This is a genomic window from Providencia sp. (assembly GCF_003533305.1).
In the GTDB taxonomy this organism is placed as follows: domain Bacteria; phylum Pseudomonadota; class Gammaproteobacteria; order Enterobacterales; family Enterobacteriaceae; genus Providencia.
The window spans coordinates 135,189-161,863 of sequence record NZ_DOEH01000031.1 but is presented as its reverse complement, the minus strand read 5'-3'; the positions used below and the strand labels follow the sequence as shown (position 1 = coordinate 161,863).

Here is a 26,675-nt window from a genome sequence, read left to right as displayed (position 1 = left end):
CCATACTGTGACAACCTATTTAAAGAAACATTCAAGAAAATATCTCTATATAAGGTCAATACACTTAAAAATCGGTGTCATGAGATAACTTTTTAGAATAAATCAGACGCACAGGCTGCTCTTCTTCATACAACATTTTTTCAAACATACAGGTTGCCTCATCAAATTCTTCATTCAGCAATAATTCAATTTTTGCACAGCCTCGTGCGATTAATTTTTTTTCGAGACGGCTTACCAACGCGTTTGCGATCCCACGACCACGGTACTCGGGATGAACCGCTAAATAAACAGCCGTTCCGCGAATACCATCATAGCCCCCCATAATGGTACCAACCACTTCACCTGTCACTTCAGCAACCAAAAAAAGATCTGCGCCACATTGTAATTTACGCTCAATATCAAGTTCAGGATCCCCTGTAGATTCATTCAAATCACAGCGTTCCCACAACGTAATGACTTCTTCATAATCACTTTGGCGGAAAATACGTATTTCCATAATAATTATCCAATTAAACTGAGCTTTCTGTCATTATCACTGCTTTTTAAACACAATCAATATTCAATATGCCTTTTTTAGTTCAAAAGGGTATACTTTACCCATTATTTTTTGCTGATGGTTCTATTAAAAAACAATGAATTACCCTGATATTGCTCGTGTAAAATCCTTTTTGCAAAGCTTGCAAGAGACGATTTGCCAAAAACTCACTGAACTCGATGGTAAAGAAACTTTTCTAGAACAAACATGGGAACGCTCTGAAGGTGGTGGTGGACGTAGCCGTGTCTTGACGAATGGTGCAATTTTTGAGCAAGCCGGTGTAAATTTTTCGCATATCAAAGGTGAAAAACTCCCCGCCTCCGCTTCCGCTCATCGCCCTGAACTTGCAGGTCGTAGTTATCAAGCAATGGGCGTTTCTTTAGTCATTCACCCCCTAAATCCTTATATTCCAACCACTCACGCCAATGTGCGTTTTTTTATTGCCGAAAAAGAAGGTTGTGAGCCTGTATGGTGGTTTGGTGGTGGATTTGATTTAACGCCTTATTATGGTTTCAACGAAGATGTCATTCATTGGCATACCGTTGCCAGAGACCTCTGTACACCCTATGGCGCTGATATTTATTCTAAATATAAAAAATGGTGCGACGAGTATTTTTATCTAAAACATCGTAATGAGCCACGCGGTGTTGGTGGCCTATTCTTTGACGATTTAAATCAGGACGACTTTGAGACTTGTTTCAATTTCACCCGTGATGTTGGAAATGGTTTTTTACAAGCCTACGCACCTATTGTTGAAAAACGTCGAACCCATTCATGGGGTGATAGAGAACGGCAATTTCAATTATATCGCCGTGGCCGCTACGTAGAATTTAACTTAGTGTGGGATAGAGGAACTTTATTTGGTTTACAAAGTGGAGGCCGTACTGAATCTATTTTGATGTCCATGCCACCATTAGTCCGCTGGGAATATGATTATCATCCTGAAGCCGACAGCCCAGAAGCCAAGTTGTATACAGACTTTTTAGTTTTGGGAAAAGAGTGGCTAGACAAATAACTAATGGCACAAGTTTATGTAATAAAACAGTAACGAGTCGAGATTATAACTCTAATATAAATTAGCAGTAATTACTTAAAAACCTTAATTATCAACTAGTTACATTTATCTCATTAGCAGTTTATGATTCCATTTCACCCACATGAAATGGAGTCAATTATGAGTAAAATTCTTGGACGTTCACTGTTATCACCTTGTTTAGTTTCTAATTTCTATAAAGAAACTCAGTGCATACATTTAAAAAATACACTTAACCATATTAATGAAATTATGAGTCGCACTTATTCAGAAGAAGATGCGGCATACCAGAGAAGTTTATTTTCCTGCGCTAGTGGTAACACTAAAAGCTATAATCGAATCATTAGAGATGCTAAAAAACGCAGGGAAGATAGATATCACAACCATTCTGATCTACCTATTTGCAGCCGTGATAAAATGCCAACAGATCAGCACATGCCTCATCAAGATTTCTCCATTGTTATGCAAGAAGAAGATACCGTTGCACCTAGCATGGCTGCGCACCATGTTTTTCATTCCATCGGGATCATTCGTTCATTTTTTGAAGAGAAATTAAACATAGATAAAATGTTTGGATGTGATACTGATATTAATGCGGTCATTCATTATGGTTCAAATTACGCCAATGCATTTTGGAATTCTCAAGCTATTTTCTTTGGGGATGGTGATGGTAAAACTTTTGGCCCTTTCTACAATGATATTGATATAGTAGCCCACGAACTTTCCCATGGTTATATTAGTTCTCAAGCAGATTTCGATTATGTATTTCAATCTGGTGCACTGAATGAATCGGTAGCGGATGTTATTGCCATCATGGTAAAACAGTTTGTTAATAACGAAAGTGCAAACGAGTCTAATTGGCTATTAGGCGAAAATCTTTTCCTTGATAAAGTCAGAGCCCCCGCATTACGCTCATTAAAGGAACCCGGTACAGCTTACCACATAGATAATCTCAATTATGACCCGCAAGTCGGTCACATGGATGATTATATGGAACTCTCTATTTTTGTTGATAACGGTGGTGTCCATATCAATTCAGGGATACCCAATAAAGCATTCTATCTATTAGCATGCGAGCTCGGTGGAAATTCATGGGATGTAGCAGGGAAGATTTGGATTGCGGCAGTTTCTGACCCTCTAGTTACTCGAACCTCAACATTTAAACAGTTTGCTAATGCCACAATTAGAGCGGCTAAAAACCTGTTTGGTGTAGATATCGCAGTAAAAACGCGTCAAAGTTGGCTTGATGTTGGGTTACAACTAGAGAATATCTAAGTTCTAACGTATTAGTTTTAAATAATAAATAGCCTCAATTAATCATCTATTTTTCTTTGTCGGCCGTAAATTTGGCTGACTTTTAAATTAAAATAGATTTAGATATTAAAAGGCCTACATCTAAGAAATTCAATTTCTATTTCTTTTCTTCAGCCTTTCAGTAAACAACTCTTCTTAATCTATTTCCAGATTAACGCTTTTTCTTTTTACGCCCTGGTTGGGTAAATTTTTTCTGCGATGATGTATCTGGTTTAGCTTTAGGTTTAGCTGCTTGGGTATTGAGTTTAGCCTGAACTTTTGGCTTAGCTTGTTTTTTTGGCTTTACATCAGACTCTGATTTTTCAATTAAATTAAATAATTCAACCAATTCGTCATCTGTCAAATCTCGCCACTCACCCACTGGAATACCCGTCAATTTCACATTCATGATGCGAACACGTTCAAGTTTCGTCACTTCAAAACCAAAATGTTCGCACATCCGACGAATTTGACGATTAAGACCTTGAACTAAAGTGATCCGGAAAACAAACGGAGCTTCTTTTTTAACTTTACATTTCTTGGTCATCGTACCGAGGATAGGTACACCAGCGCCCATGCCAGTAATAAAATCATCAGTAACCGGTTTATTCACGGTCACAATATATTCTTTCTCGTGAGAGTTACCAGCACGTAAGATTTTATTCACTAAATCCCCATGGTTTGTTAGAAAAATCAAACCTTGGGAATCTTTATCTAATCGGCCTATTGGAAAAATACGAGTACTATGATTCACATAATCGGTAATGTTATCTTTTTCACCACTTTCGGTAGTGCTCACAATGCCCACTGGCTTATTCAGCACAATTAGCACTAAATCATCTTCATCACGCGGCTCAATCAGTTGTCCGTTAACTTTAACCACATCACCACTAAAAACTTGTGAGCCAATGGCTGCGCGTTTACCATTAATAAAAACATTACCTTGCTCAATATAACGGTCAGCATCACGTCTAGAGCAAATACCACTCTCACTAATATATTTATTAAGACGAGTAGAAGCATTAATTTCCATTGTTACCCTCAATTATTAGCACCATATATAAATTTTATCTTTATCTATTTTAAATGGGTTGGTGCTCGATTTTTGAATGACTGACTATACTTTCAGAACTGCAAGAAAAACATAACTCATTAAATATAGTAAAAAGCCGTAACAGCATGAATTTGTTACGGCTTTTTAGTAGCTTGCTGAAAGTAATTAATTACCTTCGCATTCGCTTTTAAAACTAGCGTTTTTTCATATGCTGCATCAGGCGCTTACGCTTACGTAGCTGAGTTGCCGTTAGTTTATTTTTCTTGTTTGCATATGGGTTTTCGCCTTCTTTAAATTGAATGCGAATCGGTGTACCCATCACTTTTAAAGACCGACGGAAATAATTCATCAAATAACGCTTGTAACTATCAGGTAGATCAGTGACTTGGTTACCATGAATAACGACGATTGGTGGGTTATGTCCCCCCGCATGCGCATATTTTAATTTCACACGACGACCACGAACAAGCGGCGGCTGATGTTCATCTTCTGCCATGCTCATAATGCGTGTCAACAATGCGGTTCCAACTCGACGTGTCGCTGACTCATAAGCTTCTTGCACTGATTCAAACAGATTACCCACACCACTACCATGCAATGCAGAGATAAAATGGATACGTGCAAAGTCAACAAAACCAAGACGTAACTCAAGCATATCTTTGACATGGTCACGATCTTCAGGCTTCATACCATCCCATTTATTGACCGCAATCACTAAAGAACGGCCGGCATTAAGAATGAAGCCTAATAAAGACAAATCTTGGTCTGAGATACCTTCTCGTGCATCAATAACCAGTAAAACAACGTTTGCATCTTCAATAGCTTGCAGCGTTTTAATTACTGAGAATTTTTCAACTGTTTCAGTCACTTTACCGCGTTTACGCACACCCGCAGTATCAATCAATATATATTCGCGCTCGTCGCGTTGCATCGGAATATAGATACTATCGCGAGTCGTGCCTGGCATATCAAAGACAACAACACGATCTTCGCCTAAAATACGGTTTGTGAGGGTAGATTTGCCCACATTAGGACGCCCAACAATTGCCAATTTTATCGGTAATGTTGTTGGGTCGAAATCATCTTCTTCCTCTTCTGCAAGCTCATTTTCAGCTTCCAACGCAGCCCAGTAGGCGGCATTTTCTTCTTCATCGGTGAGCTCAACATCTTCATCTTCAGTTTCGATGAAAGGTTTTAATGAGTGCTCAATCAATTGAGTCACACCGCGGCCATGGGAAGCGGCTATTGGATGAATTTCACCAAGACCCAGCGAATAAAAATCACCGATAACTGTGTTTGCATCGATACCATCAGTTTTATTTGCAACGAGATAAGTTTTTTTCTTGCGGCTACGTAAATGCTTTGCAATACCTTCATCAGCAGGCATTAACCCTGCTCTCGCATCGACCATGAATAGGACGACATCGGCTTCTTCAATCGCTTGTAACGATTGCGCGGCCATATGCGTTTCTACGCCCTCTTCTGTACCATCGATACCCCCTGTGTCGATAATAATAAATTCATGCCCTTCTACTTCGGCACGACCATATTTACGATCACGAGTCAGACCGGGAAAGTCCGCTACAAGTGCATCACGGGTACGGGTTAATCGGTTAAATAACGTGGATTTTCCTACGTTTGGACGCCCAACCAGCGCTACGACGGGTATCATTCTTAGATGCCTCACAACTTTAATTAACTAAAAGAATTCTGACGCATATGTACAAGCACACTCAGAAAACAAAAAAACGAAACGGTTCCTTGATTCAGGAACCGTTAATTTTATCGATAAATTGACAACTTGTCAGGAAATTAACGCGTTAACAGATAAACCGTTCCGTTTCTTGCCTGAACCATTAATTTATCACTAGCAACAACTGGGCGACTATGAATACCAGAGCTGTTTAGCTTGTTTTGCGCGACAAAACCGCCAGTAGCCATATCCAACCAGTGCAGGTAACCTTCTTTGTCACCCACCACTAAATAACCATTAAACATTTCAGGCGCTGATAAACCACGGTTGAGCAAATCTTCTTGTGTCCACAGAGTCACACCATCACTCTTACGTACGGATAATACGCGATCGTTCTGGTCAACAAGATAAAGATTCTCGCCCGAAAGCACCATGTTATTCACTGAGCCTAATTCGCGTTTCCACAGAATTTGACCTGAACGCATATCCAAAGCCGCTAATGTTCCGTTATATGCGATTGCATAAACTTTACCGTCATCAATAATTGGGCTCATATCAACGTCATCCAAGCGGCCAATCTCGGTAGAGCTTGTTACTTGAGAAATACGTTGTTGCCAAATCAGCTGACCTTGTGAAAGTAATACAGCACTAACTCGACCATTATCACCACCAACAATGGCGGCACCGAAGGCGACACCAGGCGCTGATTCACCGCGTAAAGACAATGAAGGCGTATCCATGTTCACTGTCCATTTAATTTCACCGCTGTTTTCATCTAACGCTTGCAGTTGTCCATTACTGGTGTGGATCATCACGAGATCATTGCTCACCACAGGTCTAGATAATGCTTCACCTGCGACTGGAACATCCCAAACAACCTGACCGTCTTCTTTATTCAAAGCAATGACGGTACCGCGTTCAGTTCCAATGAAAATTTTATCATTAGAGATAGTCAAGCCACCGGATAACAGCGCAGATAAATTCGCAGAAAGGAAACCTGTACGCTTAGAGAGGTCAACAGACCAAATTTCTTTACCACTATCAAGCTCTAGTGCTTTAACTAGACCTTTACGATCGGCGGCATAGACAGCAGTACCATCCCATACTGGTGACAGCTCTGAATAAAATTGTTCAGTACCATTACCCACTGATTTATCCCAAACGATAGATGGGGTAAATTGATTTTCAACCTGAGGTAGCGGAGCCATGATAATAGAATCAGTTTCGCTAGAACAACCGGCAAGTAAAGCTGAAGCGACTAGGCCAATCAAGAGAGTTTTGCGCAACTGCATGTTTGTCGTTTCCTTTCTTCTTATGAATTAGATACGTTGTTCAATTTCAGAGTTAAAATGCCTCTGAGAGATTGAGAACCATCACTTTCTAACCCCTGAGTGTACGCCGCTTTCGCGCCTGCTTTATCACCCTTTTGGAGCAAAACATCACCACGGACATCCTGTGCAGCAGCCTGCCATGACTTACCTTTAATATTTTCAATCGACGTCATCGCTTGGTCTAGATTACCAAGAGCCAATTGGACTCTGGCTAAACGAAAACTAATTAAATCTTGCATATCGACGGTTTTAGCTTTCGCTAAAGCATAAGTTAATGCTTTTTGTGCATTAGCCAAATCGCCTTTATCCACTGAAATCTGAGCAAGTTCAAGCCCCATCATTGCGCTATAAACATCATCTGTTTCCGCCGCAAATTTTTGTGCGGCTTCAATCCCTTGAACAGTTCCTGAATGCAACTGAGTGCTAACAGCTTCATATTTTTGAGCACTTTCTTGCAAAACGTTAGTTTTATGAGATTGCCAGTAATTCCAACCAAATACGCCACCCACACCGATGACAAGGCCAACCACTAATGCAACACCATTATTAGCAAAAAAACGCTTAATCGCATCGACTTGATCATTTTCGTTTGTATAGACTTCCACTTGTCTCTCCTTAACCTAACAGCTCAGCTAAACGCGATGCCATTAATTGCTGTAAAATGGTTTCTTGGTTGCCCGTGCGCAAATCTTTGATTGTCACTTGGCTATTTTGAATTTCGTCTTCACCCAAAATAAGTGCGATTTTAGCACCTTGCTTATCGGCTCTTGCAAGCTGTTTTTTAAAGTTGCCGCCGCCATGATTGGTCATCAAACGCAGTGTTGGCAACTCATCACGTACTTTTTCAGCCACTAACAATGCAGCTTGTTGGCTATTTTCACCAAATGAAGCCAAATAAACATCAGCCACTGACATATCTGCGATAAATTCTGGGTTAACTTCTTGAACCAGTAGAACCATACGTTCCATGCCCATAGCAAAGCCAACAGCAGGTGTTCCACGACCACCAAGTTGCTCGACCAGACCATCATAACGACCACCTGCGCAAACCGTCCCCTGAGAGCCAAGTGCAGTTGTCACCCACTCAAACACGGTACGATTATAATAATCTAGGCCACGAACCAAACGTTGATTCACCCGATATTGAATTCCAGCGCTATCTAACAGCTTACATAAGCCGTCAAAATGTTCACGTGATTCCGCATCGAGGTAGTCAAATAGCTCCGGTGCATCATTTAATAGTGTTTGCACATCACGATTTTTTGAATCCAAGACACGCAAGGGATTAGTATACATACGACGTTTACAGTCTTCATCGAGCGTTTCTTTATGCTGCTCAAGGAATGCAACTAATGCATCACGGTAGTTAGCACGTGCTTCAAGTGAACCAATTGAGTTCAGTTCAAGCGTTACGTGATCGTTAATCCCTAATGCTTTCCACCAGCGTGCAGTCATTAAAATAACTTCTGCGTCTATATCAGGACCGGCTAAACCAAAAACTTCTGCACCTAATTGGTGGAATTGGCGATAGCGGCCTTTTTGAGGGCGTTCATAACGGAACATTGGCCCCAAGTACCATAAACGCTGTTCCTGATTGTACAGCAAACCATGCTCAATACCTGCGCGTACACAACCGGCAGTATTTTCAGGCCGCAAAGTCAGACTTTCGTCATTACGATCATTGAAAGTATACATTTCCTTTTCAACGACATCCGTAACTTCACCAATCGCTCTACGAAATAGCGGGGTCTGCTCTACAATCGGGGTACGAATTTCACTAAAACCATAACCCTGTAAAATATTTTTCAATGTTGCTTCGATTTTTTGCCATACTCGGGTATCAGCTGGCAAGTAATCATTCATGCCACGAATGGCCTGGATATTTTTTCCCACTTTATTTCTCTATTTTCAGAATTACATAAGTTCGATTATAAGAGCGAAGTATCTTCAGGTTCAATCAACAAACTGTATTTAGTCCCTGCAATCGGGATTATTCTGTTGATTTACACCATTAGCACTTAAAATTTCAAAAATCGGCCAATCAAAAACGCCGTTACACTCAAAAAATAACTCAAGTTGAATGCGAATAACTACACTACAACTTGAAGCATGACGAGTATATAAAAACTGGCTCATTCGAGCCAGTTGTCCAATACTATTTTTCGAGCAAATTAACTTCTATACGATTACTTTCATCAAGCATCGCCGCTTTAGCGCGAATTTTGGCCTCAAGCTGATCGATAATATTATTGTTATCAAAACGCTCTCTTTGACGAACACCGTCTTCATAGAAACCGCTTTTCGTTTTTGCACCGGCAACACCCAGCGTTGAGACTTCAGCTTCACCTGGGCCATTCACCACACAACCAATAATAGAAACATCCATTGGCGTAATAATATCTTCTAAACGCTGCTCTAATTCATTCACCGTGCCAATTACATCGAATTCTTGACGCGAGCAAGTTGGGCAGGCAATAAAATTAATACCACGGGAGCGAATACGCAACGATTTCAGTATATCAAAGCCCACTTTAACTTCTTCAACAGGATCTGCGGCTAATGAAATACGTAAAGTATCACCGATACCTTCTGACAATAACATACCAAGACCAATAGCTGATTTTACAGAACCGGCACGTGCGCCACCTGCTTCAGTAATTCCTAGATGCAAAGGCTGATCGATTTTAGTTGCTAGCAAGCGATAAGACCCGACAGCCAAGAAAACATCAGAAGCTTTAACACTAATCTTGAATTGGTCAAAATTCAGTCTATCTAAAATATCAACATGGCGCATTGCTGATTCAACCAACGCTTCAGGGGTCGGTTCACCATATTTTTCTTGAATATCTTTTTCTAATGAGCCGCCATTTACACCAATACGGATTGGAATATTATAATGACGAGCGCAGTCAACAACCTGGCGAATACGTTCTTCGCTACCGATATTTCCGGGGTTAATGCGTAAACAATCAACACCATACTCCGCAACTTTTAAGGCAATACGATAGTCAAAATGAATATCAGCCACTAATGGTACGTTAACACGTTGCTTAATGAGTTTGAATGATTCTGCGGCATCCATCGTCGGAACAGAAACACGTACGATATCAACGCCAACACGCTCTAACGCTTGAATCTGACGAACAGTCGCATCAACATCTGTTGTGCGCGTATTCGTCATTGATTGAACGGCGATAGGTGCGCCATCGCCAATAGGCACATTGCCTACATAAATACGGGTGGATTTGCGTCTTTTTATCGGTGATTCAGTATGCATTTTTTGTTAATTCTCCAAACGTCCATGTGCTCTTTAATACTTTAGTATAATGTATGGTTTTTACTTCTTACGCATTCCACTATACACAAGAAAGCAAACTATAAACTATCACAAAAGAGGTTTTAGGATATAGTCTGCTTCTTTGCATTATTCTTACCAATTAAGCTTCTGGTAGTTTTAATCTAGCTGGACGGTTGGCTTTAATAAATCGGCTAAGATCAACGGTATTACCTTGAAACTGAATAGTCACATTCGCTGGCGCGCCAATATTTAAGCGAAAAGGCTGTGTACCATTTAACTCTAATTTATCACCGCTATTTTTAGTTCCGCTGAAAACGATTTTATTATTCGCATCACGGATCTCTAACCAGCAGGCTCCGCTGAAATTCAATGCCAATGCGCTCGTGCTAACAGGCGCAGCATCGACAGTTTCAGCAGATTGAATTCGATTAACAGCAGGCGTTGATTGCTGTGTATTTGGCAATGGGATAGTTCTAACTGGCTGCACTTCGGTATCTTGAATACTCAAAGGTTGATCTTGAGTTAATGTAGCGGCGGCGCCATCAACAGTATCATTATTAACGACCGGATTAGTAACAGGATTAGCCACTGGCGTATCTACAGATGGACTTGATAACTCAACCGGATTTGTGTCGCTACTTTGTTGAGATAAAATCAAATCACTTTGATTTGCCATTGTAACCAGCTCATCTTTTTGAGCGTTATGATCTTGCCACCACCAAAAACCAACCATTGCTATCAAAACAATAACAATCAACCAAGTCAGTTTCATTAACCAACCTTCGCGTTTTTTGCGTTTTTTACCCAAAGAGTAACTTTGCATTGGGGAAACATTTGAAACTTGGATAGGCTCATCTGTTTTTAATAAAACCTGTATTTCACTTTCGGGAATACTCACCATACGAGCATATAATCGAATATAGCCACGTAAAAAAGTAGGTTCTACACCGGTTGGATGAATATCTTGTTCTATCTCTTTTACTGTACTGATCTTCAGGCAAAGCCTCTCCGCAACAGTTTCTTGAGATAAGCCCTTACGCTCACGCGCTTGTGATAATAATTGTCCTACAGTGACATTAGTTTGTTCGCTATTATTTTCGATAGTCATTTGCTGATAGCACTATTTCCAAGTTGAAAAAATATAAAGCAAACTTTACAGCGCTTTATTCGTCTTAGTTCATCATAGCTATGAAGCAACAATTAAATTTATTGCTCCAACTATTGTAGGTGAATAAGGGTATTTTGCCTAACCATAAAATACCCCGAATCATAACCTAACTCACTGATTAGATATTATCTATAAGTCAGACTGCTTTTACCTCAATAGGTTCCCCGACTAAGCGTTTTTTCAATGTCCGCTTCGTTCTATCGATAACATCGCCAGCCAATTGTCCGCAAGCAGCATCAATATCATCACCACGAGTTTTGCGTACTATTGTTGTAAATCCATATTCCATCAATACTTTAGAAAACCGGTCGATACGACTATTCGAGCTGCGCCCGTAAGGTGCGCCAGGGAACGGGTTCCAAGGAATCAAATTAATTTTACTTGGCGTGTTTTTTAAGCACTCAGCTAACTGATGGGCTTGTTCAACGCTATCATTGACATGATCTAACATGACATACTCAATGGTTACACGGCCTGAGTTTGCATTCGATTTAGTCAGATACTGATTAACACTCGCTAACAAAGTTTCGATATTGTATTTTTTATTAATAGGCACAATATCGTCACGGATATCATCTGTAGGCGCATGTAACGATATCGCTAATGCCACATCAATCATATCACCGAGTTTATCGAGAGCAGGAACAACACCTGATGTCGATATTGTCACTCGGCGTTTAGATAAACCAAACCCAAAATCATCAAGCATAATTTCCATGGCAGGCACTACATTATTCAGATTAAGTAATGGTTCACCCATTCCCATCATTACAACGTTAGTAATTGGACGACGACCACTGGATTTTAATGAGCCAATTATTTTAGCCGCACGCCATACTTGGCCAATAATTTCAGAAACACGTAAATTACGATTGAATCCTTGCTGAGCCGTTGAGCAGAATTTGCATTCAAGAGCACAACCCACTTGTGATGATACACATAGGGTTGCTCGGTCATCCTCAGGGATATAAACCGTTTCAACTTGTTGATCGCCAACGGCGATTGCCCATTTGATGGTGCCATCAGATGAGCGTTGTTCTTCAGAAACTTCGGGCGCACGAATCTCAGCAATGGCCTGTAGCTTAGTACGAAGCACTTTGTTGATATCGGTCATTTGCTCAAAATCATCATAGCAGTAGTGATAAATCCATTTCATCACTTGATCAGCTCTAAAGGGTTTTTCACCTAATTGAACAAAAAATTCACGCATTTCTTTGCGATTTAAATCAAGTAGATTAATTTTTTGATTGTTTTTTTCTGGCGTGACAGAAATAGCAGAAGAAGTGGCACATTGTGCGCTGGTAGTCGTATTGGACATGGTGTATTGCCTCGTTATTACACTTTCGGCGACGCTAATAATAGCACAGCATATATAAATAAATAGAACGTATTTTATAACAAAAATTATAGGAGCATTTGGCAGTAATAGAGCCTTCAATTTAACGAAAAACACTAATAGCACGCTAAATAATTCGAGTTGCTATAAAAAACAAACTGCCCTATTAACCTATAAATAGATTAACAGGGCGAGCATTGTACAAACTTTATAATCATAATGCTAATGCATTACAATTATTACACGCTAAATTTATGTATTAACGTGGGCAAATTTCATCTTCAGCGAAGAAATAGGCGATTTCACGTGCTGCTGACTCTTCAGAATCAGAACCGTGTGTTGCATTTTCAGTGAAGCTATCAGCATAATCTGCACGTAAAGTGCCGGCTAAAGCGTTATCTGGGTTTGTTGCGCCCATCAGATCACGGTGACGTTGAATTGCATTTTCACCTTCTAAAACTTGCAGCATGATTGGACCTGAAGTCATGAACTCAACTAAACCGTCAAAGAAAGGACGACCTTTGTGTTCTGCGTAAAAACCTTCCGCTTGTTCACGCGTCAAATGCATCATTTTAGCAGCAATAATAGAAAAGCCAGCGCTTTCAAAACGATGATAGATTGCACCAATCACATTTTTCTTCACTGCATTTGGTTTGATAATTGAAAATGTACGTTGAACCGTCATAAATAACCTCTTAGCGTTTTATTTGACTTTAATTTTTTATTCTTTTTATATCAAGAGTATAAAAATATGAGTCTGTTTTAGTTTTAATATTATTTCTATTCCTGATCCAAGGAAGCAGAAAATAAGGCGTTGATTATAGGGGTTACAGTTACAATTTCCTACAGTCATATCAACATTTTGTTAAACTTTTCGTAGCAAAAAATACTATTTTTTTGACTAAGTCACACTTTTTGTCTACTACTTAACTCTAAAGTTTAATGCTGTCACCTGTCCGCTCAAATCTAATACTGAAATCTGATAGTTTCCGACCTTATCCAACGTCAGTAAAATACTGCCATTATGTTCAGTTTCATTGACTTGCTCGCCATTTAAAAACCACCATTTATTCCCCTGACCACCTTGAGTCACTAGGCGCAAGTCTAAACTGGTTTTGCCCGGTAATCGCTGTAACACCTCACCATCTCGAATACCCGAAATATGCAATGGCGGCATTTCAAGTTTAAGTGGAGGGCAAGCTAAATCTGGTTTTGGTAAACGGTTTTCTCGTTTCTCGCTTGCTGGAAGCCATGATTCAACAGTAATTGGCCACAGATGGACCTCTTTTTCTGTCGCATTTGGGCAATCAGCCGCAACTTGTAAACCTTTGTCGTTCAACCAAATTTTTTGTCTTAATCCCAATAATGATTCTTGGTCTTTTGCCATTAGCGTTGGCGGAATTGTATTATCTAAAATCCAACTCAAACGGCGCTGGCGACAATTATTATCATCTTGAAGTAACGCGGTTCCACCCGGCCAGCAAATAACCGCTTGGCTCACACTAGCAGGTTTAGTATCTTTCGGTAACGGCTCGTGGGACTGATATATTCTCGCCAACAACATATTATTGACTTGATTCATAATTGGAATTGCTGTGGCAAAACCAAACTGCCCTGCCACTGGCGTCGCATCAGGACGTCCAACCCAAACACCAATGGTATAGCGAGGATTAACGCCAATAGCCCAAGCATCGCGATAACCATAACTGGTACCGGTTTTCCACGCCAAATTTAATTGTCCCGATAAATTCATATCCGGTACTGGTCGCGCTTCTCCCCCCATAATGCGACGAATAATCCAAGCCGCTCCCGGTGAAATTAATGTTCTATCACGCAATGTATCTGTCGGTTTAAAACGAAGAGGAGAAACCTTACCTTGGCGAGCAAATGCACTATAGGCAGCGACCAAATCATCCATTCTCGTTGCAGTACCGCCTAAGATTAATGATAGATTGGGCTCGCTCCCCATAGGAAAACGTAACTCAGTACCAACATTACGTAACTGCGCCGTAAATCGTTTACTCCCATAAACATCCAGTAATTGCACAACAGGTAAGTTTAGCGAACGCACTAAGGCATCGCTCACACTAACGGGACCATTAAAACCACTATCAAAATTACCAGGACGATAGTCGTTAAAACGCCGAGGAACATCTTGTAATAATGATTCCGCATGAATAAGCCCATCATCCATTGCTAATGCATATAAAAATGGTTTCAATGTTGAACCGGGTGAGCGCCAAGCACTTATCATATCAACATGACCAAAACGGCTGTCATCTTGAAAATCTATCGAACCAATATACGCTTTCACGCTCATATCAGTATGATCAACAACTAATATGCCGAGGGAGGTTTGTTTAGGTAGCTGATTTTTCCAATTTAACGCCATCTCTTCCAATTGGCTTTGTAAACTCGTATCAATGGTTGTTTCAATGACAGGCTCCTGAGTATCTTTTACAACTCGACGAGCCAACAAAGGCGCTGAATGTGGATTTTTGCGTGGAGCTAGCCAAATTTGCTCTTGTTTGATGTCTGCAACTTTTTCAGCACTCCAAACTTGATACTCGACAAGCCTATCTAAGACTTTATCACGTGCAATTTGAGCCCGTTGAGGGTAACGATCTGGCCTTAAACGACTAGGGGCTTGAGGTAAAACAGCAAATAATGCCGCTTCACTGGAGGTCAATTTAGCGGGAGATTTATTCAAATAAACCCAACTTGCTGCGCCAATTCCTTCAATCGTTCCACCATAAGGCGCCCGATTGAGATACATTTCAAGAATTTCATCTTTTGAATAATGGTATTCAAGTTGCGCAGTACGCCACAACTGTTTCAATTTGCCCAAAAGCGTGCGGTCATGCGGGTCAATTAACCGAGCCACTTGCATAGAGATAGTACTACCGCCAGAGACAATTCGTCCTGAACTGATAAACTGCCCAGTTGCTCTCACCAGTGAAAAGGGATTCACACCCGGATGACGATAAAAATGACGATCTTCATAAGTCAGTAGCGCTTCAATAAATTCAGGTGATACTTCATCCAGTTTAACCGGAAAGCGCCAAATACCGTCTTTATCGGCAAAGCGCCAAAGAGGCGTCCCATCAGCCGCGACAACGGTTCGTGCCATTTCAACTTGTTTAATTGGCAATGGCCAAATTTTATCTGCTGCCAAAAATAATAAAGGCAACAAAATCACCAGAAACACGAGAGTCAATCCAGTGCGACGTAACCATTTTTTCATTGATGAATGTACCGCTAGTTAAGAAGAAAGCCCTTATATCATACAATATAAGGGCTTAAGGTGAAGATTAACGCACTATTTCTAATTTACCATCTGAATAGCCTGTTGCACGCCATTCAGGTACATACATGGATTCCACTTGCGGTACTGGAATGCTATATACACCCGGCGTTACCGCACGCGCCAAATAAACCAAGGTCGTTGGTTTATACTGTTGAACTTCAACAGCGGCCACAAAGCGGTCATCACGATATTCCATATGACGAATTTGCGATTGTTGCATATCATCAATCATCTCTTGTAAGTTTGGTGCTGACTCACTGAGATTCGCACTGCTATTCGCTAAGTTTTGGTTTTCTAACTCTAAACCAGCAGGCAACAAATCAACAACTAGTGCATCGGGTACGGTTTGAGATGCAGTAACATCCAATTTAACCACCACCATTTCACCACTTCTTAGTCTATCAAGTGAAACGCGATTACCTTTCATATCATAGTAACTACGTTGAACACCAAGTACATTTGAACTCGGTTTTGGTGAGCTCTGTGGATAACCAACCACATTCAAGCGAGTATAAAGTGTATTAGTGCCGCTATTTTCAATACTGTAACCATTTTGTATCTGCTCTTTGGTCAAGAACTCACTCACGGGTTTATCAGAAACCATCGGAGGTTCTTGTCCATTGATCAGCGCTTTCCATGGTGTTTCAGTTTCATTGACATAGTAACGACCCGCTAAGTACAGCGCATTATTTTCTTGAGTTGAGAAATAACGCTGTGAGGTCAAATTATTCGCCAACGATTGTAATTTTTGGTCACGCGATTTAGGCATCAGGTTGTATTCATTTAGTAATGCAATGACCAATGCATCATCACGAACCACAGAACCATAATCGCCCACATAACTATAACCACTACGTTGTTTTTTCAGACCATCAATAATCGCACTTTCACCGCGCGCTTTATCGCCCATCAAATTCAACGCCACACCTAATTGAACTAATGGTAATCCACTGGTGGCATTACTATTTTGTCCATAAATCTGACGAAGTGCACCAAGCGGTGCTTTTTGTTGAGTTGCTAGCACTAAACCTGCATAGGCTTGAGTTGCAAAACGGGCACCAGCTTGGTTATCGGTATAAGGGTAATTAATTTGATTTGCATCTTGCAAATAGCTCAACAAACGCGTATTCGCATTATTCAACGCATCCTGTGGTACGGTGAAACCACGTTGATTGGCTTTATTTAAAAAGTCAGCAGCATAAGCGGTTAACCAATATTCCTCTGAACCATTTCTGTCCCATAAGGAAAAACCGCCATCCCCACGTTGCATACTTAACAAATGAGGAATACCAATTTCAATCGCTTTATGACGATCTGCATCAGTTTGAGAATTAATACCTAATTTCTTCAGTTCTGCTTGTGTAGAGAATAAAGACGGATATAACCCACTAATGGTTTGCTCAAGGCAACCATACGGATAAGCAAATAATTCTCTGATATAACGAGAGATTTGTATCGGAGGACGACTACTTAGTAGCACTTGCCCTTCAAGCGTATCCGGTTGCAAACCTAAGATTTCGTTGGCTGGCAACGACCATGCAGTACCGGGTTCAATCGTCGTAGCAAAAGAGATGGTTTCCGCAGGTTGAGCAGGACGAACCCCAACTTTCCAGCTATTACTGTAGTCTTTGCTCGCTTCACCTTTAATCTTCACACCATTAACGGTCATGGTCACTTCACCTTCACCAAAGCCATAATCAGCTTTTACTGGCAATGTTAACGTGGTGCGTTTACCTTTTTGCAATTCAACTTCACGGCTAGTCACACCATCAAGTTTCACCATTCCTGTTGCTTTAAAGGTCACTGATACATTCTGAGTGTTCTCAGTCATATTAGTGAGATCAAGAGAGAAATAGGACTTATCACCACCCGCCATAAAGCGTGGCATTGACATTTGTGTCACTAGTGGCGCTGCTACTGTTACTTTGCTATCGGCATGACCAAAATCTTTTCCATTCCATGCTTGGGCCATTAAACGCAATTCACCATTAAAATCAGGAATAGCGAGAGTAATTTCACCTTCGCCATTTTTATCTAATGTGACAGGCTGCGCTTGCTCTGCAATGATTTGTACTTCAGTCAGCGGCTTCATTCCCCCACGTTCCATTGCGGCATCTTCACCATCACCACCAAAACGTAAGTTAGCCACTTTACCTTGGCCTTCAATCAGATGACCATAAACATCATATTGGTCAACGCTATAACGCTTACGACCAAAGAAAGCATCGTACGGATCTGGCGTTTTAAAATCAGTAATATTCAAGACGCCAGTATCCACCGCAGAAAGTATCACATTCACTTTCTCAGGCAGTGGTTTTCCATCTTGCGCAGTCGCTTTAATTTTTACCGTGAGATCTTGATTCGGACGCATTTTATTTGGCGAGGTTAATGCCAAGGCAATTTTACGATTTTCATCGGCTATCGGAAGATGTAATACGCCAACCGCACGTTTTACGGTCGCTTCTTTTGAATCATCCCCTGGACGCACAACAACGGTAGAAATATAGAGATCATGACGCGCCCACTCTTTATTCACAGGCACTTCAATATCTAAGCCATTTTCAGGCACGTCGATTTCTTGCCACCACAGCGGACCATCGCTAGATTCGAGTAAAATATAACCTTTACCCGCTTTTGGTGATTCAATGCGAACTTTCGCTTTTTCGCCCGGTAAATAGGCCGGTTTATTCAAGCTTAATTTGACCTGATCAGGACGAACAGAACCACTACCGCCAGTGTTATCTTGCCATGAATAACCCGCCCAGAACTGAATGCTACTGACTAATTGATTTTCAGGATTCAACACTTCTAAACGAAATGTGCCCCAATCCACAGGGAAAGCAATCTTGGCGGTACCATCTTTAGCAATCGTAATATTTTCATTTGCCATCACTAAATCTTTTTGATCATAATTTGATGACCAACCACCACTTTCAGACCAACTCCAGTAATAATCACGGCGCTCGTACACTAAACGTGCTGTTAAATTTTCAGCCGCGAGTTTATTACCCGCTGCATCGGCCATGACTAATTCAAACTCTGCTAATGAATTCTCATCAACATTATGACGTTTTACATAACGGTCAGTACGGTAATCATAAATTTCTTTTTTAGCGAATAATGGACGAATACCGACTAGCTTATCCGCAGGCCAAATCGCTTGTTCAGCGCGACGGGTCACTGGTCGCCCACCCGCTTCTAATAAGCTTGCTTGTAAGATTGCAGAAATAGGTGAACGCGTAGATTCCCAATTACTTTTTGGCAGTGAGATAACGGTTTCACCGCTATCATTTAACGTTAGGTCAAACTCATCCAGTTTACGGGGTAAACCTTCTTCATTCATGGCACCAAATTCAAAGCCGGGTAATTTAGCAACGGCTTCACGGTTTGCTTTGAGCAAAACTTGCCCTTGCAGCTCGTTATTTGCCGCAGGTGCACCATAGAGATAACGACCTTGAATATCAAAATCAACTGATTCAGTATTCAAAATTGGGGTATCACTCGTCGTAATATCAAGTGCCATACGCTCTGGCATAAAATCTTCAACATTAAATTTGTAATAACGCAAAGGAGAGCCATCACCTAAATCAAAGCGGAGTGACCAACCCCCCGTCTCTGCATTTTTAGGGATTTCAAATTGATATTGATACAAGCCATCTTGTTTCTCTTGCGGCTGCCAAACAAAACTGCGAACAACTTGCCCATCCGTTTTTAATACATCAACTTTAACGGGTTGTGATTTAACAGGATTACCATCGCCATCACGCAGCAAGCCATTGACTAATAATAACTCCCCCGGACGATAAAGATCACGCGGTCCAAAGGTGAAAAATTGCTTTGCAAAACCAGCAGGGCCTGAAATATCAAACTCAGATAAATCAAGTGCAGGCTGTGTTAAGTCAATCATACTGGTTTGCCCTTCATGGGTTGCCAGTAATAACTTTCCACCTGCTAATTTTTCTAATTGTGCATGACCATCACCATCAGTCGTGCCTTTCGTTACTAACTGTCCTTTATCATCAAGAATGCGTAGCTCAACACCTTTAATGGCGGAACCTTTTGCAAGGGATTGCGTGAAGACATCAACACGGTCTTGATAACTATGTAATGAAACGCCGATATCACTGAGAGTAAAAACAGTCGCAGGGAACTGATAACTATAGCTACCCGCTTTTTGCATGATGGCTAGATACACGCCATCTTGCTGTAATTCTTTGATATCTTTAAGCGGTAATAAAACAGTTTGGCGGGTATTTTTATCTGGATTAAGGTCAAAACGTCCAGTATAGGCAAGCTCAACTTTATCGAGAAATTCATCTGAATACCAATATTCGTAATTACTGCGATATTGCCAAGTTGCTAAAAATTGTGGCAATTGTTTTTCATCAACACGGAAAAAGTTAACGTCGACTTTATCAACATTAAGTGCAATGACAGGCAATCCTTGTGCAACTTTACTTGGTAATAAAGAACCTTTACTTGCAAAACCAACCGTTGGAATAATTTGTGCAGTTTGGAATTTTTTATCAAAGTTTGCTGTAATCGTGCGTTCGTTAACCGCTTTAATGCCAGGAATAACGGATAGGTTCAGCTCTTTAGATGGTGGTAAGTGGCGGAAACGTAACTCTAATTGGTTATCCGAAAGTTCCCATGCACCATCTAATTTTCCAGCTTTAACATCAACAAGATTTAAAAATTGGCCGAAATCTTGGTTAGGCTCAATAGGTACTGAGAAAGTGACAACCATAGCACTAGCGCCATCAAGCTGTAGCTCAGAGGCATCAAGAATTTCCAGATCTTTTCCTGCGTATTTTTTCACCATCTCTTCAGTAGAGAGCTTTGGTGCGGATTTCTTTTGTTCCGCAACTGGTGCTGTTTTGACTTGATTTTCGCTTGCTGTTGAAGAAACATTGGTGTCTTTTTTAGTGGTCTCTTCCGTATTATCACAACCCGCTAATGCCACAACAGATGCTAATGCAAGTGCAATATAACGCTTTTTGGTTTTTAGACCCGTCAATGAAGCCCAACTTGATTGTTGTTTCATTACCGTCCCATCCTTTAACGAGTTAAAATTATTATGTTTATTGAGCTCAAACTGATTGTTTGAACATTTAAGAGATTTAGATTTAACTTAATATTATCAATATACCAAGACCGTCGATATTGTTTCAATTATCGACGTAATTTAACAGAATGTTATAAAAACACCTATCAGACAAAACGGAAAAATAAAGACCAGTAAAAACTAGTCTTTATTTTAAGAAGGGAATTAATTACGTATTTTTAATTGGAATGGTATCACGCAAAAAGCTACCTAAACGGCGCTGATAGAAAGGTTGAACATGCTGAGTAATAAAGTGACTGAGACCTTTTTCTTCTTCATTAACTAAGCAAAAATCAATTGATTCTTCATCTGCTAAATATTCACAAGCCAGTGTTCCTGCATCATGAATAATGGCATCAATATTTTCAGCACCCGCGACAAACTCTAATGCAACCATTAAAATCGTCATTTCTTCGCCATCTTCATTTTCGAGCGCCGAAACAATAAAGGCTCGTCTGATGACTTTATGTTGTTTAAAGAATTCACTTAACGCAGTTGTTAACGCTTCAGGCTCTTGTTCAAGCACACTTAATTTAAGAGCCGAGCCTTCTGGTACGGTTAATTCCGTATATTCAATCTCACTTTCTAAGTTAGATGCTTTATCATTTGATTGCTGCGACATTGCCAATCCTCTGCAATTTAGAAATAATTTTACGTATTATACTCGCAATTTCATTCACGTAAAAAATAGGCATGAAAAGTTGCCTTCCCATGCCCTATAACTCATACCTATAACGGCTAGATACCACTGACTTATTTAGCTTTACTCACTAATAAATTAGCGATAGTGCGCACACCAATACCGGTTGCACCTTCCGCCCACAAGCTAACAGGTGATTTACGGTAAGTTGCTGAACAATCAATATGCACCCAGTTTTGGCGATAATTTTCAACAAAATGCGATAAAAATGCTGCCGCAGTACTTGCGCCAGCACTATGAGAAGGAGCCGCAATATTGTTTAAATCGGCAAAACCTGACGGTAGTTGTTGGCGATGGAATTCAGCTAATGGCAAGCGCCAGAATAGTTCAAATTCTTCATCAGAAGCATTCATTAATTCAGAAACTAACTTATCATCAAAGCTTAAAACTGCGTGATAATCACCACCAACGGCTGTTTTTGCTGCACCAGTCAATGTTGCTGCATCAATAATCAGTGTTGGCTTTTCTTTGCTTGCATCAATCAAACCATCAGCCAGTACTAAACGACCTTCCGCATCCGTATTCATGATTTCAACAGATTTACCATTACGGTAACGAATAATATCGCCTAATTTGAATGCATTACCACTGACCATGTTATCAGCAATACACAGGAACATTTTTACACGTTTTTGTAAACCACGGCTGATTGCTAAGGCTAATGAACCTGCAAGTGTCGCCGCGCCACCCATATCGGCTTTCATTGAATTCATCGATGAAGACGGCTTAAGACTGTAACCGCCCGAGTCAAATGTAATTCCTTTGCCGACCAAGCAAGCAAATACGGGTGCGTTAGGATTAGCACCCGGATTGTAATCTAAAGCAAGAAAGACAGGTGCACGACTGGAACCACGACCGACGGTATGAATACCTGCGTAACCTTGCTGAGCTAAATCATCACCTTTAACAATACGATAGCTAATATCTTGTGCGCCAACGGTACATAGCAAGTCAATGGCTCTTTTCGCTAATTGCTCTGGACCTAATTCTTCTGCTGGGGCATTAATCACATCACGTACCCAGTCAATCGTACGGATACGGTTTTCTAGCTCTTTGCGTTCCGCTTCTGGTAATACTGGCCATTCAATCGTTCTCGCACCTTTGGGTGCACGAAAACCTTGCCAAAATGCCCAACTTTTTTCTAAATCCCACTCTTCGCCTACTAGCGAAACATTACGAATACCTTGACCATCAAGTTTACGGCCCGCACTTTGCACTGCACATAATTTACCTGGATGTTTTAGATGAATAGTCATCCCATTGTTGCCAGAACTGAGTAGTGCACCCTCGCCCCAACAAGGCGCTGCGGGTTCACAAGAAATCATTACTGGCATAATTTGTTTAGTCATTATTTCTCTCTCTTTATCCATTTTTGCAGGCAGCCGAAAAGCCTATAATTCTATCGGCGATGTGATTACATTAACTGATAAATAGCGTTAGGGATATCAAGATAGTGCTGATATTAAATAAAAAACCGAACTCTGTTTTAACAGTAGTTCGGCTTTTGCTCTCATTTGCGATATCACTCAAATTCATCCAACCAAACCAATAAAATGGCCTCAAGGATTTTTTCGTTAGACTTCTGTGGATCATCATCAAACTCGTCTAACTCACAAATCCATTGGTGCATATCAGTAAAGCGCACGGTCTTCGGATCGATATCGGGAAATGCATCATAGAGTGCTTCGCCAATTTCGCGACTATTAGACCATTTTAAGCTCATGTTTTCCCCTAAATCATTCGTTAGTAACAGTTTGATAGTCGTCTTAGCATCATTGCAATGATATATGCAGCAAGATTATTTTAAGAATATATCAATAATTAATGCTCTAAATAGTTCGGGTTGTAGCTAGGCGTAATTGAGCTAAGACTTAGGAGCATACATAAGTATGTGACTAAGATTAGCGAAAGCAGCCAACAACGCTACAGCACGAAATATGACGAGCATTTAGTGCTCACGAGCATGATTAACAGTATATTTAGGCAACTCCACGACTAAATCCTCATCCGTCACAACCGCTTGGCAGCTTAATCGACTTTCAGGCTCAAGACCCCATGCTTTATCTAACATGTCATCTTCTAGCTCACTGCTTTCTTCTAATGAATCAAAGCCTTCACGAACGATACAATGGCACGTTGTACAGGCACATGATTTTTCACAGGCATGTTCAATTTCAATTCCATTGCGTAGCGCAACATTTAAGATTGACTCGCCCTGCTGTGCTTCAACAACTGCACCGTTTGGACATAAATCACTATGAGGTAAAAAAACTATTTTAGGCATAATTATATCTCATCCACAGAATGGCCTGACAGCGCTTGGCGAATAGATGAATCCATTCGACGGGCCGCAAACTCCTGCGATTGCTTATCCAGTTGTTTAATGGCATTTTCAATTGCGATTGGGTCAACACCTTCAATCGCTTTAATTAACTCATCGACTGCATTATCAATTTCTGACTCTTCTGTAGGCGTCAGTAAATGTGAGTCTTGCTCTAATGCACTCGTTAAACTTTCAAGCACTCTTGCCGCTTCAACTTTTTGTTCCGCTAGGCGACGCGCATTAAGGTCATCTTGCGCGTTACTCATTGAATCTTTAATCATGTTTGAAATTTCATTGTCAGTTAATCCATAAGATGGCTTAACTTGAATAGATGCTTCGACGCCTGTCGACTTTTCCATTGCGCTCACACTAAGCAGCCCATCGGCATCCACTTGGAAAGTGACTCTAATATGGGCGCCACCTGCGGCCATCGCAGGAATATCACGCAAAGCAAAACGTGCAAGAGAGCGACAATCTGCGACCATTTCACGCTCACCTTGTACCACATGAACGCTCATTGCCGTTTGACCATCTTTGAAAGTAGTAAATTCTTGCGCTCGAGCAACAGGGATCGTGGTATTGCGTGGAATAACTTTCTCAACTAATCCCCCCATGGTTTCAAGACCAAGGGACAGCGGAATGACATCCAACAAAAGCATATCGCTATCCGGTTTATTACCCACTAAAATATCTGCCTGAATGGCAGCACCGATAGCCACTACTTTATCGGGATCAATTGAGGTCAATGGCTGTTTACCAAAAAACTCACCGACTTTATTTCTCACTAAAGGAACCCGAGTTGAGCCACCGACCATGACGACATTCAGTATTTCATCAATTTCAACTTGTGCATCTTTTAACGCTCTACGACAAGCCATCAGCGTGCGTTTAATATAAGTTTCAATCAGCGCATCAAATTGCTCACGACGAATTTCACCTTGCCAATTAGCCAAGTTAATAACTACTTTGTCTGCATCACTTAAAGCCACTTTAGTTTCAGTCGCAATATTTAATAACTGACGATTAAATTGATGATCGTCTTGTATCGATAAGCCTGCTTGTTCTGCAATCCACTGGGCTAATACTTGGTCGAAATCATCGCCACCGAGTGCCGTATCGCCACCGGTCGCGAGCACTTCAAATACGCCACGGCTTAAACGTAAAATGGAGACATCAAAAGTACCACCACCTAAATCATAGATAGCAATAACACCTTCTTGCCCTGAATCAAGTCCATAAGCAATTGCGGCGGCGGTAGGTTCATTTAATAAACGCAGAACATGAAGACCCGCTAAACGAGCCGCATCTTTGGTACCCTGACGTTGTGCATCATCGAAATAAGCAGGCACAGTCACTACCACGCCATCCATCTCACCACCCAGTGTTTCTTCTGCTCTTTTCGCTAATGTTTTCAAAATATCAGAAGAAACTTGAATAGGATCAACTTGACCTGCGACGGTCTGAATAAAAGGTAAACCTTTTTCACTTGATGTTAGCTGATAAGGAAGTTCAGGGTAGCGTTGCTGGATATCAGCCAAGGAGCGCCCCATCATTCTTTTCACTGAAATAATGGTATTGACGGGATCTTGTTCAGCTAATTGTTTTGCTTCCCAACCAACTTGTTTGCTATCGATTTGATAATTTACAACAGAAGGTAACAAATAGCGGCCTTGATTATCAGGTAAAACCGCTGCTTGCCCACTACGAACTGTCGCTATCAATGAGTGAGTCGTACCAAGGTCAATACCCGCAGCAAGCTTGCGTTGGTGAGGTGCGGCTGTCATTCCAGGTTCACTGATTTGTAATAAAGACATGATCGTTTTCTCTTAAAAATCGTCGAGTAACCGTTCTTCGAGCTGCTCAGCTTGTTGCTGTAACTTATCGAGAAAACGTAATTTGCGTACGGTATCGGCAGCCTGCTCCCAATCCATGGCGTTGAGTTGAGTCACCATTAAGGCACTACGTGTTTGCTGCATCTGTTTGACGTTTTTTATAAATATAGTCAATAACTCAAGCACTTTTGAGCTATTCTCAATATCATCAAGTTCTTCTCGCAGCGCCAATTGCTCCATCAAAAATGCCGTATCATGCATTGTATGTTGTTCATTATTGATATCGATGCCTTGAAGTAAAAGCATGTATTCTGCGCGTTTAAGTGGGTGACGAAGAGTTTGATACGCCGCATTAATAGTTGCAGCTTGTTGAAGAGATTGCATTTTCTCCTGCTCAGAGCAGGTCGCAAAACGATCGGGATGATACTGACGCTGTAAATCTTGAAAGCGACGCGTTAGCTGTTCGTTATCAAGAGTATAGTTAGGGCTTAGTCCAAAAAGAGTAAAGTAATCCATAAGTGCTCAATATCTCGAACCATTGACCAATACAGCTAATCTAATGATAAAATCAGTCTGTTTATCATGCTAATTAAAGATTCACTCATTGTGTATCACTGAGCAATAATTTATTTAGCTACCTTAGATATATTGGTCGAAAATTATGCTAA

Annotated in this window: 20 protein-coding genes; 2 read left to right on the top strand and 18 right to left on the bottom strand. The window is 40.8% G+C overall.

Translation table 11 applies throughout. From position 1 onward, the window contains the following. Positions 1-64: 64 nt before the first annotated feature. Positions 65-496 (bottom strand): GNAT family acetyltransferase, encoded by a 432-nt coding sequence (locus DD649_RS19135; RefSeq protein WP_294110639.1) that lies wholly within the window; start codon positions 494-496, stop codon positions 65-67. Between the two features lie 136 nt (positions 497-632). Between DD649_RS19135 and hemF the strand changes: the two genes are divergently transcribed. Together hemF and DD649_RS19125 are read left to right on the top strand one after the other, a co-directional pair. After that, positions 633-1,550: an oxygen-dependent coproporphyrinogen oxidase gene (gene hemF / locus DD649_RS19130; protein ID WP_294110637.1), complete on the top strand. Its 918-nt coding sequence runs from the start codon at positions 633-635 to the stop codon at positions 1,548-1,550. A 159-nt stretch (positions 1,551-1,709) separates the two neighbouring features. Next, entirely contained in the window at positions 1,710-2,843 is a 1,134-nt protein-coding gene (locus tag DD649_RS19125; RefSeq protein ID WP_294110635.1) for a M4 family metallopeptidase, read from the top strand. A gap of 190 nt (positions 2,844-3,033) precedes the next feature. Here DD649_RS19125 and rluF read toward each other — a convergent pair whose 3' ends face one another. The 17 genes from rluF to hscB form a co-directional block, all read right to left on the bottom strand. Then, positions 3,034-3,894: a 23S rRNA pseudouridine(2604) synthase RluF gene (rluF, locus tag DD649_RS19120; protein ID WP_294110633.1), complete on the bottom strand. Its 861-nt coding sequence runs from the start codon at positions 3,892-3,894 to the stop codon at positions 3,034-3,036. 214 nt (positions 3,895-4,108) lie between these two features. Then, positions 4,109-5,587 (bottom strand): ribosome biogenesis GTPase Der, encoded by a 1,479-nt coding sequence (gene der, locus DD649_RS19115; protein WP_294110631.1) that lies wholly within the window; start codon positions 5,585-5,587, stop codon positions 4,109-4,111. Between the two features lie 140 nt (positions 5,588-5,727). Beyond that, a complete protein-coding gene (gene bamB / locus DD649_RS19110; protein WP_294110629.1) occupies positions 5,728-6,900 on the bottom strand; it encodes an outer membrane protein assembly factor BamB in 1,173 nt (390 codons plus the stop codon). Between the two features lie 20 nt (positions 6,901-6,920). Then, complete coding sequence (locus DD649_RS19105) at positions 6,921-7,544, bottom strand: tetratricopeptide repeat protein (protein WP_294110627.1); 624 nt, start codon at positions 7,542-7,544, stop codon at positions 6,921-6,923. A gap of 10 nt (positions 7,545-7,554) precedes the next feature. After that, positions 7,555-8,832, bottom strand: a complete 1,278-nt coding sequence (gene hisS, locus DD649_RS19100) for a histidine--tRNA ligase (RefSeq protein ID WP_294110625.1) — start codon at positions 8,830-8,832, stop codon at positions 7,555-7,557. Between the two features lie 262 nt (positions 8,833-9,094). After that, a complete protein-coding gene (gene ispG / locus DD649_RS19095) occupies positions 9,095-10,216 on the bottom strand; it encodes a flavodoxin-dependent (E)-4-hydroxy-3-methylbut-2-enyl-diphosphate synthase (RefSeq protein ID WP_294110623.1) in 1,122 nt (373 codons plus the stop codon). A gap of 160 nt (positions 10,217-10,376) precedes the next feature. Continuing rightward, positions 10,377-11,345, bottom strand: coding sequence for a cytoskeleton protein RodZ (gene rodZ / locus DD649_RS19090; RefSeq protein ID WP_294110622.1), 969 nt, complete (start codon positions 11,343-11,345; stop codon positions 10,377-10,379). A gap of 196 nt (positions 11,346-11,541) precedes the next feature. Continuing rightward, a complete protein-coding gene (locus DD649_RS19085) occupies positions 11,542-12,723 on the bottom strand; it encodes a bifunctional tRNA (adenosine(37)-C2)-methyltransferase TrmG/ribosomal RNA large subunit methyltransferase RlmN (protein WP_336431050.1) in 1,182 nt (393 codons plus the stop codon). A 277-nt stretch (positions 12,724-13,000) separates the two neighbouring features. Then, a complete protein-coding gene (gene ndk / locus DD649_RS19080) occupies positions 13,001-13,426 on the bottom strand; it encodes a nucleoside-diphosphate kinase (RefSeq protein WP_294110618.1) in 426 nt (141 codons plus the stop codon). A gap of 237 nt (positions 13,427-13,663) precedes the next feature. Continuing rightward, entirely contained in the window at positions 13,664-15,985 is a 2,322-nt protein-coding gene (gene pbpC, locus DD649_RS19075; protein ID WP_294110616.1) for a peptidoglycan glycosyltransferase PbpC, read from the bottom strand. Positions 15,986-16,052: 67 nt separating this feature from the next. After that, on the bottom strand, positions 16,053-21,092 hold the full coding sequence (locus DD649_RS19070; protein WP_294110613.1) for an MG2 domain-containing protein: 5,040 nt from the start codon (positions 21,090-21,092) through the stop codon (positions 16,053-16,055). 229 nt (positions 21,093-21,321) lie between these two features. Continuing rightward, positions 21,322-21,774 (bottom strand): enhanced serine sensitivity protein SseB C-terminal domain-containing protein, encoded by a 453-nt coding sequence (locus tag DD649_RS19065; protein ID WP_294110611.1) that lies wholly within the window; start codon positions 21,772-21,774, stop codon positions 21,322-21,324. A gap of 131 nt (positions 21,775-21,905) precedes the next feature. After that, complete coding sequence (gene pepB, locus DD649_RS19060) at positions 21,906-23,201, bottom strand: aminopeptidase PepB (RefSeq protein WP_294110609.1); 1,296 nt, start codon at positions 23,199-23,201, stop codon at positions 21,906-21,908. 173 nt (positions 23,202-23,374) lie between these two features. Continuing rightward, a complete protein-coding gene (iscX, locus tag DD649_RS19055) occupies positions 23,375-23,575 on the bottom strand; it encodes a Fe-S cluster assembly protein IscX (protein WP_336431049.1) in 201 nt (66 codons plus the stop codon). Between the two features lie 225 nt (positions 23,576-23,800). Continuing rightward, positions 23,801-24,136 carry an ISC system 2Fe-2S type ferredoxin gene (gene fdx, locus DD649_RS19050; protein WP_294110606.1) on the bottom strand — a complete coding sequence of 112 codons (336 nt, stop codon included), beginning with the start codon at positions 24,134-24,136 and terminating at the stop codon, positions 23,801-23,803. A 2-nt stretch (positions 24,137-24,138) separates the two neighbouring features. Beyond that, positions 24,139-25,989: a Fe-S protein assembly chaperone HscA gene (gene hscA / locus DD649_RS19045; RefSeq protein ID WP_294110605.1), complete on the bottom strand. Its 1,851-nt coding sequence runs from the start codon at positions 25,987-25,989 to the stop codon at positions 24,139-24,141. A 12-nt stretch (positions 25,990-26,001) separates the two neighbouring features. Beyond that, a complete protein-coding gene (gene hscB / locus DD649_RS19040) occupies positions 26,002-26,523 on the bottom strand; it encodes a co-chaperone HscB (protein WP_294110604.1) in 522 nt (173 codons plus the stop codon). Between the last annotated feature and the right edge of the window lie 152 nt (positions 26,524-26,675).

Excerpts from the sequence above, each read along its gene's own strand:
- DD649_RS19135 (WP_294110639.1), bottom strand. The coding sequence starts at position 496 with ATGGAAATACGTATTTTCCGCCAAAGTGATTATGAAGAAGTCATTACG.
- hemF (WP_294110637.1), top strand. The coding sequence starts at position 633 with ATGAATTACCCTGATATTGCTCGTGTAAAATCCTTTTTGCAAAGCTTG.
- DD649_RS19125 (WP_294110635.1), top strand. The coding sequence starts at position 1,710 with ATGAGTAAAATTCTTGGACGTTCACTGTTATCACCTTGTTTAGTTTCT.
- rluF (WP_294110633.1), bottom strand. The coding sequence starts at position 3,894 with ATGGAAATTAATGCTTCTACTCGTCTTAATAAATATATTAGTGAGAGT.
- der (WP_294110631.1), bottom strand. The coding sequence starts at position 5,587 with ATGATACCCGTCGTAGCGCTGGTTGGGCGTCCAAACGTAGGAAAATCC.
- bamB (WP_294110629.1), bottom strand. The coding sequence starts at position 6,900 with ATGCAGTTGCGCAAAACTCTCTTGATTGGCCTAGTCGCTTCAGCTTTA.
- ispG (WP_294110623.1), bottom strand. The coding sequence starts at position 10,216 with ATGCATACTGAATCACCGATAAAAAGACGCAAATCCACCCGTATTTAT.
- rodZ (WP_294110622.1), bottom strand. The coding sequence starts at position 11,345 with ATGACTATCGAAAATAATAGCGAACAAACTAATGTCACTGTAGGACAA.
- DD649_RS19085 (WP_336431050.1), bottom strand. The coding sequence starts at position 12,723 with ATGTCCAATACGACTACCAGCGCACAATGTGCCACTTCTTCTGCTATT.
- ndk (WP_294110618.1), bottom strand. The coding sequence starts at position 13,426 with ATGACGGTTCAACGTACATTTTCAATTATCAAACCAAATGCAGTGAAG.
- pbpC (WP_294110616.1), bottom strand. The coding sequence starts at position 15,985 with ATGAAAAAATGGTTACGTCGCACTGGATTGACTCTCGTGTTTCTGGTG.
- DD649_RS19070 (WP_294110613.1), bottom strand. The coding sequence starts at position 21,092 with ATGAAACAACAATCAAGTTGGGCTTCATTGACGGGTCTAAAAACCAAA.
- DD649_RS19065 (WP_294110611.1), bottom strand. The coding sequence starts at position 21,774 with ATGTCGCAGCAATCAAATGATAAAGCATCTAACTTAGAAAGTGAGATT.
- pepB (WP_294110609.1), bottom strand. The coding sequence starts at position 23,201 with ATGACTAAACAAATTATGCCAGTAATGATTTCTTGTGAACCCGCAGCG.
- iscX (WP_336431049.1), bottom strand. The coding sequence starts at position 23,575 with ATGAGCTTAAAATGGTCTAATAGTCGCGAAATTGGCGAAGCACTCTAT.
- fdx (WP_294110606.1), bottom strand. The coding sequence starts at position 24,136 with ATGCCTAAAATAGTTTTTTTACCTCATAGTGATTTATGTCCAAACGGT.
- hscA (WP_294110605.1), bottom strand. The coding sequence starts at position 25,989 with ATGTCTTTATTACAAATCAGTGAACCTGGAATGACAGCCGCACCTCAC.
- hscB (WP_294110604.1), bottom strand. The coding sequence starts at position 26,523 with ATGGATTACTTTACTCTTTTTGGACTAAGCCCTAACTATACTCTTGAT.